Here is a 12685-nt window from a genome sequence, read left to right as displayed (position 1 = left end):
TAAATGGATCTTCAACGTCGTATTGATGACAGACTGAATCAACTTTTTAACTTTAAGAAAGTCGGGGAATGGTATCGTCAAGGACGCTGCCCGAGTTGTAATGAAAAAGAACTCTATACCCATGCAGAAACACCACGCATGGTGAAATGTGGTCGGATCAACAAATGTGGTTATGAAGAACATGTCAAAGATATCTGTGAAGATTTATTTAAAGATTGGTCTGAATACCATCCCAAAACACCCGAAAACCCAAATGCGGCAGCAGATGCCTACTTAAAAGAAGGTCGTGGTTTTGATCTTAAAAACTTAAAAGGTCGCTATAGCCAAGAACTTTATCAATCTCCTAAGAATAAGAGCCTTGTCAGTGCGACTGTCCGCTTTAAATTGGCTGAAGGAATTTATTGGGAACGTATCATCGATAGACCTGACCGGTTTGGTCGTCAGAAAGCCAATTTTATCGGTAAATGGACAGGCTTAGCCTGGTCTATTCATGAGTTAGATGAACTCTGTCATGCAGGTAGTATTTGGATCACTGAAGGCATATTTAATAGTATTGCACTTTCGCAGTCTGCAATTATCAGCATCAGTAACATGAACAGTGGCAATTATCCAACCCAAATATTTGATGCCATTAAAAAACGCTGCCATGAACTCAATAAAGATAAGCCTCGATTAGTTTGGGCATTAGACAATGATCAAGCAGGTAAGAAGTTTTTATCAAAACATCATAAACATGCCACAGATGAGGGATGGATCTCTACCGCTGCTCTGCCTCCAGCGCCTATAAATGGAAAATCCCTAGACTGGAACGACCTTTTCCAACGTGAACAACTCACAGAAAAGGATCAAGAGAAATATCTCCATTTTGGCAAACTTCAAATTGTAGATACGCCTGAAGAAGCAGGACTACTTATCTATAATTTTTACGGAAGTAATCTCAGTAAATTCTTTTTTAATCATAAATTTCGCACCTACTGGTGGGAGTTGGATTATGAAAAATTCAATAAAGCTGTCCAGTATGTTGAGGAATCACAACAAAATCAGATGTTATCCGAAGAGGAAATCCGTATTCAGGCATTAAAGACCTGTTCTTCAGCTAAAGAAATCTGCAATGCACAACTTGAACCCTTATATTTCCAACGCAATGAAATTACAGATGAGTCCTGGTATTACTTTCACTTGCAAAGCCCTTGGGGTGAAACCAAAACCACATTTACCGCAGAACACATGGCATCACGTAGTAAATTTAAACCACGTGTCATGTCAGTACTTTCAGGTGCTATGTGGACAGGTAGCGATCAACAACTTGAAACTTTTATTAAACGTAAAACTGAAAAATTACGTGAAGTAAAAACAATCGATTTCGTTGGTTATAGCAAAGATTATCAAGCTTATATCTTTGATCAATATGCTGTGCATAACGGACAAGTTATCCCCAAAAATGAACATGATTTCTTTAGAACAGGAAAAAAGGAATTAAAGAGTCTAGCCAATTCCCCTGTTATCACCCTTAATCCTAAAAAGGAATTTTCACCTACATGGTGGAAAGACTTCTACACCTTAAATGGGGCAAATGGCTTAATCATATTAGCGTGGTGGACAGGAACTTATTTTGCTGAACAAATCCGTGCATTAAATTCTTCTTATCCTTTCTTCGAATTTGTGGGCCAAGCAGGTGCAGGTAAATCGACCTTACTAGAATTATTATGGAAATTCAGTGGTCGTGAAGCGTATGAAGGCTTTGACCCAAACAAATCAACCAGCGTAGCGATTTATCGAAATTTTGCTCAAGCATCCAATATGCCTATCGTCCTGATTGAAGGCGATCGTAACGATCAAAATAGTGGGACTCAAAAAGCAAAGTTCAGTTGGGATGAACTTAAAGATGCATTCAATGGTCGTGCTATTCGTTCTAAAGGCTTGAAAACTGCAGGCAATGAAACATATGAGCCACCATTCCGTGGTGCGATCATGATTAGCCAGAATACCCCTATTCAAGCCTCTGAAGCGATTCTATCGCGTACATTACATATTACAGTGACGACCAAAGGCCATAATTTAGATAAAAAAAGAATTGCTGACCGGCTGTCTCGCATAGAGCTTGAAGAAGCATGTACCTATATGACGCATTGCCTAAAAAATGAAGCAAAAATTCTGAAAACTTATTCAGACAATATCCAAGGTCTTGAAGAAGAATTTCATCAAAAAGGGATTACTCATACTCGTATTGCCCTTTGTCATGCACAAGTGTCGGCAATGATTGATGCACTTTCAGAACACGTTTTAAAAGGTGTGATAGATCTCGATGAAATCTGTGATGCTAAACGTATTCTAGAAACGATGGCACGTGAACGTATAGAGCAGCTTGGCAGTGATCATCCTCTGGTACAGCAATTCTGGGATGCGTTTGAATATATGAATGTCAGTCGTAGTGCTTCATTCAGTTTGAATCATCATGACCAGGATGCACAGAGCATCGCAATCAATCTAAATGAAGTCTATAAAGTTGCTGCCCGGAACTATCAATCTTTACCAGATATCAATGAAATGCGAACCCTGCTTCGCTCAAGTCGTCGCTATAAATTTATTGACATGAATAAACCTGTGAAGTCTAAAAACTTCCCAGCAGATGACGTTAAGAATGCCACTTCAGATATGCGCGAGCGTGTCGTTAAATGTTGGCTTTTCACCAATCCATACTTCAATCACCAATCCACAAAAAAACCAAATAAGTTTTAAGCGCATATATAGAAGTGACAGCTTCTATATGTGCTACATCACTAAGTCAGGAGACGAAACAATGCGAAATGATTCTAACGTAGAACTACAACGACCGATGACTAAATTTAGAGGAGCTAAACTTAATGCCTGAATTCATCGTAACAATTGAAGCTGACTCTGCCCCTCAAGTTGTTCTTGGTCAAATTCTTCTTGGCGGTACTGTGACGGCTCTTAAACTTGAAAAGCGTAAATTGGTATCAGTTTCCGAGCTTGTTAAGAAATACGGACTTTCTGATGAGACAATCAGAACCAAATGTATCTCGATTAACCAAGGGAGCAATGGCAAGCATATGTATGATCCTGATGCTGCTGATGCCCTTCTCAAAAACTCTAAATTTCGACGTGGACCAAGGCGAAAAAATTAAAAAATGCCCGCAATATGCGGGCTTATTTTTATCCATTAAAAGCTGCAACTAAATCATCTGCATTTGGGTTGTAATAAGTATTCACCAGAACATCAATTTTTTTATGGCCAGTAATTTTAGCCAGAACTTCAACTGGTAATTTCCTAACTCGAACCATTCTTGTAATAGCTTCATGTCTTGTATCGTGAAAATGTAGGTTATTCAGACCCACAGCATTTTTTCTTTTTTCCCACATCAAACGAAAAGCATTTTCTGACTGCGGTATGATTTTGCGACCTGCATGCTTAATCAGTTTTAACAATTCTTTCGCTTCTTCAGAAAGCGGAACGATCCGTGGATCTCCATTTTTGGTTTTGGGTAAATGAACGTACCCATCAAAAATATCTTTCTTTTGCATTGCAAGAATTTCACCACGTCTCATTGCGGTTTCAATAGCAAAGAGAAATCCCCAAGCAACATAGTGTTGTGGCAAAATAGGTTCCTTACCTATTTCATAATTTAATGTTTTTAATATAAGTTCAATTTCAGATTCATGAATACGACGCGAACGTGCTTTAGGTTTTTTGGGTTTTGTCATTTGCATCCAAGGATTTTCATTTAAAATAAAAAGTTCCTTTTGTGCATAAGTAAATATTGCACTGTAATGTGAAATTTCTTTAAGTACCGTGTTTTCTCCAACTTCTTGTAATCTTTTATTTCTCCAATTCGTCAAATCTTTTGGACTAATGTCATAAATAGATTTCTGTGCCAATGCCCCAAACTTATTTTCAAAATTATTGTATTGGCCTTTGATCCAAGCGCGTGATGACTTTGAATCCTTCCATTGACCAACGTTTTGGTAATATTGATTATTCAAATCTCTAAACGTAAATTTAGGTTTAATCTCACCATTTTCAATTTTAGTTTGTGATCTCAACTCTAATAATTTAAGTGCTGCCCACTGCTCACATTCTTTTGCAGTGTCACGAGTGCAGTAATATCTTTTACTTTGATATGAGACAGTAATTGTAAAAGTCTCGCCTCTTTTCCTAGGAGTTGGTATTTTCATTTTGTCGCAAACTTGTCGCAGATGGCTTAGAAATACTGCCATTTTTCACCAATTTAGCCAAGCCTGACACTAGGTAAAATGCGACAAATAAGCAAAAAAAAAGACTTATAAGCATTTGATTAGCTTATAAGTCTTTGATTTATATCTGGTAGGTATAAGCAGACTCGAACTGCTGACCTCTACGATGTCAACGTAGCGCTCTAACCAACTGAGCTATACACCTAAGTGTTGTGAATCATATTCACTTTTATTTTCTAAGACAAGGGCTTTCTATGGTTTTTTAAAGCAGATGCACAAGTTTTAAGCATCCCTTTAAATTTCACTGCTTGTTGTTCATTAAATTCAGATGAAAACTGTTGCTGCTGATAATATTCTGCCGTTTGGATAAATATCCTATGCTGATCTTCTTTAATACCATCGGCTAATCGGTGCATCCAAGCAGAAAAAGTTTCAGCAGGCTGCTTACGTAACTGTTCTTCAAGTTGCTTAGAGAACTGTTGAATCGCACGTTCATATGCCGAACCGTACTGTCTGTTACGATAATAAATCCAAACAAAATAAAAAATCACCACTAATAAAATGCTTGAGAGCAATATCAGGATAGTGGCATAAGCAGTTTTCAGACCTAATTTCGACAACCAGCTTTGCTGCTTTTCAGCATCATATCCAACGACTTTGCTTTGCCACTGATAGCTCGCGTAGTCACTCCAAATTCGCATATTTTTCATCATTGAAAATTGACGATACTTCCACTTCTGCTCTTTACTTCCCAAAATAGTTCGATCATTTTCAATATAATTTTGCATTCCCGCATCTATGCGTTGTGGAGCAATGATTGCGGTTGGATCAATCCGTTGCCATTTTCCATTTAATTGCACTTCTGTCCACGCATGGGCATCCAGTTGACGTACTTCCCAACTTGCCCGATCCAGTGCAAGTTGTCCGCCTTGATAGCCGATGACCACACGTGCAGGAATCCCCACGTATCGCATCAGCATGGCAAAACTCGAAGCATAATGCTCACAAAACCCCTGTCGAGATTGAAACAAGAATTCATCGATACGGTTTTCACCCAGTAAGCCCGGTGTTAAGGTATATACAAAATCATTGTTCTTATACCACTGCAAAATATTACGCACATACTGGTCTGGTAATCGTCCACTTTTCTGAAACATTTCCAAAGCGAATTGACGTGATTGTTCATCGAGTTGAGCGTGAGTTTGAGTATTGATTTTTTCCAGTAAATTGGGTTTAGATAGGCCCTGTCCTTGCAGCTGTGCATCGCCTAGCCAATGTAGCGTAATAGGCTGATTTCGTGTGATGGAGCGGATCGGGCTAATACTCCAACCCTGTTTCAATTGGTATTGAGGGTTTTTGGGAATGGACTTTTCCAGTCCCATGATCCACATCACACTTGAATCTGCAGCCAAGTATTGATAATCAAAACCCTGTTCTGCTTTTCTCAAAATCCTATGATTCAAGACAGGTTGTTGATTGACAAAACTACTGGTCCAGGTTCTGCCATCATATTGATCCAGAACCATTGCCCGCCAATATAGCTCATTGCGGGAAGGCAGTTTATTCATATTGCCAATAATGCGAAAAGCCAAACTGCTGGATTGCGAAAGTTCTGCAATATCACCGGGTGACATGCTGTCACTCATCCCCGTGACACTTTTTTGTTCTGGAATTGGAATATGCCAAAGTGGCGGTAAGCGCGGGAAAAAGATAAACAGCAAGATAAAAAAAGGCAAAGCCAAAATCAGAAATTTACCCACATGCTTGGCATCTGATTTTAATGCTGATGATTGATTCTGAGCTAGTTTAAATTCACTGGTTTGTAAACGGTAAAGCCCGATCAGACAACTGAATAAGCATAGTAAAATTGCAATCGCCATCCAGATGGACTGGCTATATAAAAATGAACTCGCCCCGACAAACAAAGCAAAATTAAACAAGATAATGACGTCTCGTTTATTCCTGGTTTCCAAAGCTTTGGCAAATAAAAAAGTGGATAAAACCGCAACGCCCGCTTCTATTCCGATAAAACTCTGATATCTAAAATAGATCGCCATTAGGGCCAGAATTGCCAAGGCAAAGATCCAGATTTTGGATACTGTTTTTGTCTCATCTTTAAAGCTGACAAATAAACAGAGAAGAATCAGGGCAAAAATTGCACTTAACAGAACAGGATTAAACAATACTTGTGCAAGCAGTAATAAAAGCAAGGTCATTAAAATCGATGTTCTAACATCAGCATGCATCATAATTAAGCCTGCGCCAGAAGTTTTTTAGCCTGAAGCAACTGGTTTGCACCAGTGCCTACAGCTAATTCAGCTTGAGGCAAAAATACCGCATAGCTAGATTGCAGTTGTTCACATTGCTCAATCAGCCCCATCATTAAGCTCAGTTTCTCTTCATGTTCGGTACTTGGCATGTTTGCATAATGGATTTCCATACTCGGTTGATCATTATGCTGCTCAAAGACTTTAATATATAAACCTTGCCCACGCGCAGCCTGCTTCCAGGATACGGCTTGCAAGCTATCACCCAACTTGAAATTACGAAGTTCACGAAACTCATCCATATCAGGTTCAAAACTGTGCTGATGCTGTTTATTTTCCGCATTATAAAATGCAGCTTGGGGCGCAACCCATGAATATTCTGTTAAATAAAAATAGCTCCAGGCACGAACTAATCCAAAGGGATATACCGCATAAATCTGCACAATCGGGTAATGAAACTTGCCGCGTTTATCAGCAAAAAAAGACAAGGTGGTTTTTTGCTTGAGTTCAGCAATCGAAACTTTTTCTAAATGCTGATCAGTCTTAATCCATAAATAACGCGATTGCTTGTAAGGCTGCTGAAAATGTAATTGCAGATCAAGATTATTTCCCACTTGCCCAATTTCATTTACTGAAATTTCAATGCTGAGCTCATGTAACTGTTTAAAAGTGACATAAAAACTGATACATAAAATTGCACTGATCAGAAAGCAAAAACCCAAAATCAGGTTATTGGCATAATTGATCCCGGCAATAAACGTAATCAAGATCAATACCAGATACAGATAGCCCTGCTGATAAATAAAAATCAGAATGTCTTTTTGCGAGAGCTGTTTTACTTTTTCAAATTGAAAGCGTTTCGCTAACCATTTTTGCCAAGGCTTGCCCAATTTGATCTTCCCTTAGCTAATCGTCACTTGCTGCATCAACTGTGAAGTCTCTGCTTCATTTAGTCCAATCCGATGAGAAACAACGGCAACAAATACAGCTTGAACATCATCTGGCGTGACATAGCTGCGCTGTTCAATGAAGGCATGTGCTTGAGCTGCTTTTTTCAAAGCCAATAGACCGCGCGTGGATAAACCATGCCGACTTTTACGGGTTTCGCTAGCCAGATCCAGCAGATAGTCCAGCACCACATCGGCAAGATGAACCTGCGTAACCAGTCGTTGCATCTCTAAAATTTCGTACTCGCTGAAAACGTGCTCCAACGTTGCAATCAAGGCATAACGTGAGTTTTGCTGTAGTAACAGTTTTTCTGCGGAACGGGATGGATAGCCCAGTGACAAACGCATCAGGAAACGATCCAGTTGCGATTCTGGCAAACTATAAGTACCACTTTGAAAGAGCGGGTTCTGCGTTGCAATCACCCAGAAAGGTTGTGGTAGTTCATAACGCACCCCATCTACCGTCACCAAACCTTCTTCCATCGCTTCTAGTAACGCACTCTGGGTTTTAGGACTACAACGGTTAATCTCGTCTGCAAGTAATATTTGGGTGAAAATTGGACCTTGCTTGAACTCAAACTGGTGCTGTTTTTGATTAAACATATTTACGCCAATCACATCACTGGCGAGCATGTCATTGGTAAACTGAATACGCTGAAACTTCAGCCCTGCAATATGGGATAAGGCACTGGACAATGTCGTTTTACCGAGTCCAGGCAAATCTTCAAACAACACATGCCCACCCGCCAGCAAACTGGTTAAAGCCAGTTTAGTCTGATGTTCTTTATCTAAAATAATGCTATTGATTTGCGTTAAGAATGCTTGAATTTTTGCCGCATAAGATTCAACTTTTTGATTCAGCTGTTGCTGTTCGTGTGTGAGTTCTTGTTTTTGAACCTTACTCATACCCCAGATCACAATTCATTCCCCCAATAAAAAACGGTGCATGATTAACATACACCGTTTTTTGATTTTTCAAAAGAAATCAGAAGATTTCAGACAAATACATATTCAGGCTAGCAGGGACATTTCTTCATTCCACCGCGCGCACTTGGATAACGTGCATCCACGCAGTGACGGTAAAATGTTTTGGCATCCATTGCGACCAGGTCCGGATGATTCTTTTGCATATGCTCCAAATAGGTTTGATAATCAGGTACACCCACCATCAATCGGAAGCTTTGCTGGAGACGTTGCCAAATCATCTGAATAGTTTTAATCCCATTCAACATTAAAAACTTTTTCGGCTGCGCAAGCACTGTAAATTTAATGATCTTACCCAACGCCAGTTTTTGGCGAATTTGATCTTTTAGACTCATTTCACCTCTCCTGCCACTTTATTTTGACTAATCTCATCACGGTAAATCGCTTCTGACTCATGCACGCTTGGATTAGGATCTGCCAATGCACGACGAATCACACCAATGGCAGCCAACAACATTACAACCGCCACAATCATAAAGAAACCACAAAGCACAGCATTGATTTGATTCGAGAACACAATCGTTTGCATTTCAGCAACATCTTTGGCTGGTTTTAAAATTTCATTACGTGCAATTGCATCAGAGAAACGATTAGCTTGTGCCAGGAAACCAATTTTTGGATTTTCATGGAAGATTTTTTGCCAACCTGCCGTCATACAGGTAATAAATAAGAAAATGGTTGGAAAAATAGTGATCCAAACATATTTCTCTTTCTTCATTTTGAATAAGATGACAGTACCCAAAATTAGTGCCATTGCAGCAAGCATCTGGTTACCAATACCAAATAAAGGCCATAAGCTATTGATACCGCCAAGTGGGTCAATCACACCTTGATAAACAAAGAACCCCCAGCCTGCAACAGCCACGGCGGTTCCAACCAGGTTACCGAAGAAATTGTGCGATTGTTTCAACGCAGGGATCACGATACCTACCGTATCCTGAACCATGAAACGGCAAGCACGTGTACCCGCATCTACCGCAGTTAAAATGAATAGAGCTTCAAACAGGATCGCGAAGTGATACCAGAACGCCATCATGGAACGGTTGTTAAAAATTTCCGTAATAATGTGCGCCATACCAATCGCAAATGTTGGCGCACCACCCGTACGTGAAAGAATCGAGCTTTCACCGACTTCCTGAGCCAGTAAAGTCAATGCTTCAGGAGTGACCACAAAGCCTAAATTACGCACCGCTTCAGCAGCACTTTCTACTGTGGTACCTAATACGGCAGCGGGTGCATTAATTGCAAAGTAGACTCCTGGTTCAAGAATAGTGGCGCAAATCATTGCCATAACAGCAACGAAAGACTCCATCAACATGCCCCCGTAACCGATTACACGAATATCGACTTCATTTTCAATGAGTTTCGGTGTGGTTCCCGAAGAAACCAGGGCATGGAAGCCGGAAATTGCACCGCAGGCAATGGTAATGAACAAGAATGGGAACATTGAGCCTGCAAATACGGGACCAGTCCCGTCAATGAAATGCGTTACCGCAGGCATTTTCATTTCAGGTAATGCCACCATAATACCGATTGCAAGACCTGCAATTACACCAATCTTTAAGAAGGTAGAAAGGTAGTCACGTGGCGCAAGCAGCAACCAGACCGGTAAAACTGAAGCAACGAAACCGTAAATGATTAAGCACCAAGTCAGTTGTGTGCCAGAAAGTGTAAAGATCGGTCCCCAATAAGGATCAGCTGCGACATTTCCACCGTACACAATCGCCAGCATCATCAGCACAAAACCAATGATCGAAACCTCGGCAATTTTCCCTGGACGGATATAACGCATATATACGCCCATAAACAATGCAATTGGAATGGTTGCAGCAATACTGAACACCCCCCATGGACTGTTGGTCAAGGCTTTCACGACTACCAATGCAAGTACTGCAAGGATAATGATCATGACGCCTAATGCACCCAGCATCACAATCACACCCGCAAAGGAACCCAGTTCTTGCTTAGCCATTTCACCCAGTGAACGACCATCACGACGGGTAGAGATAAACAGCACCAAGAAGTCCTGAACAGCACCCGCAAGAACCACACCTACCAATAGCCAAATCGTGCCAGGTAAATAACCCATCTGCGCTGCAAGAATAGGACCGACTAATGGTCCGGCACCTGCAATGGCTGCAAAGTGGTGACCAAACAGGACATATTTATTAGTGGGAACATAATCCAGACCATCGGCTAAACGATGTGCCGGTGTTAAACGTCTTGCATTGAGTTCAAAAACTTTATTGGCAATAAATAAACTATAGAAGCGATAAGCAATGCTATATACACAGATGGCAGCCAGAACGAGCCAGACTGCATTAACATGTTCTCCTCTGCTAATTGCGAGTATCCCGAATGATACCGCGCCTAAAATCGCGACTAGAAGCCACACTATTTTTGAAGTTAGGGTTAACTTCGGTTGAGTTGTTTCCATGTAAATCCCTCATATATCATGCATAAATCAGCGTTTATTTTTTATTGTTCGGTATACTGCTGTTTGTTCCTTTGCGACTCTACTCCTCATAATTATTTTTTCATCTAATACTTTGGCATAAAAAAAGGGATGATTTAAATCATCCCTTCCGATAATAGTCTATTTTAAAACCATTATGCACGTTCTAAATAGTCACCAGTACGGGTATCTACACGAACGCTTTCTTCTTGCTGTACGAATAATGGTACACGTACTACAGCACCAGTTTCGAGTTTCGCAGGCTTACCGCCACCGCCCGAAGTATCACCACGTACGCCTGGATCAGTTTCAACGATTTTCAATACAACGAAGTTTGGTGCACTTACTGACAATGGAACACCATTGAAAAGCATAATTGTACATTTTTCGTTTGAATCGTCTTTCAACCATTTGGCAGCATCGCCCATCGCAGTTTTATCAGCTGTGATTTGTTCGAAGCTCACTGGATCCATAAAGTTCCAAAGTTCGCCATCGTTATAAAGGTAATCCATTTCAACTTCAACAATGTCAGCACCTTCCAGTGTTTCATTGGATTTGAATGTTTTTTCTAAAACTTTACCAGTTTTAAGATTACGCAATTTTACACGGTTGAATGCTTGACCTTTACCAGGTTTCACATATTCATTTTCCATGATTGAACATGGGTTACCATCAAGCATAACCTTTAAGCCTTGCTTAAAGTCATTTGTAGAATAATTGGCCATGAAAGGCTCACTCCAAACTTACTAACTTAAATCTATTAATGCTAGACTAGCATTATTTTTTCCATGCGGCATGATAAACTATTTATATCAAGAGCAAAACTGGCAATCTCAACTCAGTGACCTAATTACAGATCCTTTAGAGTTACTTGAGGCACTTCAGCTCTCACCTGATCAATTATTATCGGGGGCAATTCTTGCTTCTGAACAATTTAAATTACGTGTTCCTCGTGCATTCGTCGAAAAAATGAACATTGGCGACCCTCTTGATCCTCTCCTACTACAAGTCTTACCCCATCATCTGGAACTTGAAGAACATATCGGATTTGTAACAGACCCTTTGGGTGAAGAGCAAGCCAATCAACAACCCGGTGTACTCCATAAATACAAATCGCGCTTTTTACTCACCTTAACAGGTGCTTGTGCGGTGCATTGTCGTTATTGTTTTCGTCGTCATTTCCCTTATCAGGAAAACTTGCCCAAAAATGAAGACTGGCTCAACATTAAAAGCTATATCGAAAGTCAACCCGATATTAATGAAGTCATTTTTAGTGGTGGAGACCCACTGACTCTATCCAATCGAAAATTAAAACTCTGGATAGAACGCTTAGAATCGCTATCACAAATTAAATTTTTGAGAATTCATTCACGGGTTCCTATCGTAATCCCCAACCGTGTCGATGAAGAACTGGTTTCCCTATTAAAAAACAGTAGGCTACGCATTATTCTAGTGGTACACTCAAATCATGCGGCTGAGCTTGATGATTTTACATGCGCTAAACTTTCAGTTTTGGTTCAACAACAAATCACCGTGCTCAATCAGGCAGTTTTATTAAATGGGGTCAATAATTCTGCGCAGATTTTAGTGGATTTAAGTTACCGTCTGTTTGATGCAGGCGTGATGCCATACTATTTACATGTGTTAGATAAAGTAAAAGGTGCGCATCATTTTGACTTGAGTCCTGAGCAGATTAATCTTATATATAAAGATGTTTTAGAGAACCTTCCAGGATATTTGGTTCCTAAACTCGTTAGGGAAATAGCGGGCGAAAAAAATAAAACACCGCTTTTTGGAGTTTCAACTTTTTGAGTTAAATA

General features: G+C 40.1%; 10 protein-coding genes and 1 tRNA gene. 3 read left to right on the top strand and 8 right to left on the bottom strand.

Annotated elements, in window-relative coordinates; genetic code table 11:
- Positions 1 to 3 precede the first annotated feature (3 nt).
- Positions 4 to 2739 (top strand): toprim domain-containing protein, encoded by a 2736-nt coding sequence (locus AC3CAU_RS12495; protein WP_447053358.1) that lies wholly within the window; start codon positions 4 to 6, stop codon positions 2737 to 2739.
- A 125-nt stretch (positions 2740 to 2864) separates the two neighbouring features.
- A complete protein-coding gene (locus AC3CAU_RS12490; RefSeq protein ID WP_447053359.1) occupies positions 2865 to 3146 on the top strand; it encodes a DNA-binding protein in 282 nt (93 codons plus the stop codon).
- 28 nt (positions 3147 to 3174) lie between these two features.
- On the opposite strand, the gene AC3CAU_RS12485 is transcribed toward AC3CAU_RS12490, so the two are convergent.
- The 8 genes from AC3CAU_RS12485 to efp form a co-directional block, all read right to left on the bottom strand.
- Positions 3175 to 4194 carry a tyrosine-type recombinase/integrase gene (locus tag AC3CAU_RS12485; RefSeq protein WP_488368497.1) on the bottom strand — a complete coding sequence of 340 codons (1020 nt, stop codon included), beginning with the start codon at positions 4192 to 4194 and terminating at the stop codon, positions 3175 to 3177.
- A gap of 146 nt (positions 4195 to 4340) precedes the next feature.
- Positions 4341 to 4417: transfer RNA gene (locus AC3CAU_RS12480), tRNA-Val, on the bottom strand.
- 31 nt (positions 4418 to 4448) lie between these two features.
- On the bottom strand, positions 4449 to 6461 hold the full coding sequence (locus tag AC3CAU_RS12475; protein ID WP_447053361.1) for a transglutaminase TgpA family protein: 2013 nt from the start codon (positions 6459 to 6461) through the stop codon (positions 4449 to 4451).
- A 2-nt stretch (positions 6462 to 6463) separates the two neighbouring features.
- On the bottom strand, positions 6464 to 7369 hold the full coding sequence (locus tag AC3CAU_RS12470; protein ID WP_447053362.1) for a DUF58 domain-containing protein: 906 nt from the start codon (positions 7367 to 7369) through the stop codon (positions 6464 to 6466).
- 12 nt (positions 7370 to 7381) lie between these two features.
- Positions 7382 to 8332, bottom strand: coding sequence for an AAA family ATPase (locus AC3CAU_RS12465; protein WP_447053363.1), 951 nt, complete (start codon positions 8330 to 8332; stop codon positions 7382 to 7384).
- A gap of 110 nt (positions 8333 to 8442) precedes the next feature.
- Entirely contained in the window at positions 8443 to 8745 is a 303-nt protein-coding gene (locus AC3CAU_RS12460) for a YbdD/YjiX family protein (protein ID WP_447053364.1), read from the bottom strand.
- Positions 8742 to 10847, bottom strand: a complete 2106-nt coding sequence (locus AC3CAU_RS12455; RefSeq protein WP_131214709.1) for a carbon starvation CstA family protein — start codon at positions 10845 to 10847, stop codon at positions 8742 to 8744. Before AC3CAU_RS12455 ends, AC3CAU_RS12460 begins: the two co-directional genes overlap by 4 nt.
- A 173-nt stretch (positions 10848 to 11020) precedes the next feature.
- Positions 11021 to 11590, bottom strand: coding sequence for an elongation factor P (efp, locus tag AC3CAU_RS12450; protein WP_086194499.1), 570 nt, complete (start codon positions 11588 to 11590; stop codon positions 11021 to 11023).
- A 70-nt stretch (positions 11591 to 11660) separates the two neighbouring features.
- Here efp and epmB point away from each other — a divergent pair, with 70 nt between their 5' ends.
- Positions 11661 to 12677: an EF-P beta-lysylation protein EpmB gene (gene epmB, locus AC3CAU_RS12445; RefSeq protein WP_425915081.1), complete on the top strand. Its 1017-nt coding sequence runs from the start codon at positions 11661 to 11663 to the stop codon at positions 12675 to 12677.
- The last annotated feature ends 8 nt before the right edge of the window (positions 12678 to 12685 follow it).

The sequence above is a fragment of the Acinetobacter sp. GG23 genome, assembly GCF_057766365.1.
The sequence above is the reverse complement of the archived record's forward strand: the minus strand, read 5'-3'. Positions and strand labels throughout refer to the sequence as shown.

What these genes read in the sequence shown, in the direction of transcription:
- AC3CAU_RS12495 (WP_447053358.1), top strand. Translation starts at nt 4, where the DNA reads ATGGATCTTCAACGTCGTATTGATGACAGACTGAATCAACTTTTTAAC.
- AC3CAU_RS12465 (WP_447053363.1), bottom strand. Translation starts at nt 8,332, where the DNA reads ATGAGTAAGGTTCAAAAACAAGAACTCACACACGAACAGCAACAGCTG.
- efp (WP_086194499.1), bottom strand. Translation starts at nt 11,590, where the DNA reads ATGGCCAATTATTCTACAAATGACTTTAAGCAAGGCTTAAAGGTTATG.
- AC3CAU_RS12460 (WP_447053364.1), bottom strand. Translation starts at nt 8,745, where the DNA reads ATGAGTCTAAAAGATCAAATTCGCCAAAAACTGGCGTTGGGTAAGATC.
- AC3CAU_RS12490 (WP_447053359.1), top strand. Translation starts at nt 2,865, where the DNA reads ATGCCTGAATTCATCGTAACAATTGAAGCTGACTCTGCCCCTCAAGTT.
- AC3CAU_RS12485 (WP_488368497.1), bottom strand. Translation starts at nt 4,194, where the DNA reads ATGAAAATACCAACTCCTAGGAAAAGAGGCGAGACTTTTACAATTACT.
- epmB (WP_425915081.1), top strand. Translation starts at nt 11,661, where the DNA reads ATGATAAACTATTTATATCAAGAGCAAAACTGGCAATCTCAACTCAGT.
- AC3CAU_RS12475 (WP_447053361.1), bottom strand. Translation starts at nt 6,461, where the DNA reads ATGATGCATGCTGATGTTAGAACATCGATTTTAATGACCTTGCTTTTA.
- AC3CAU_RS12455 (WP_131214709.1), bottom strand. Translation starts at nt 10,847, where the DNA reads ATGGAAACAACTCAACCGAAGTTAACCCTAACTTCAAAAATAGTGTGG.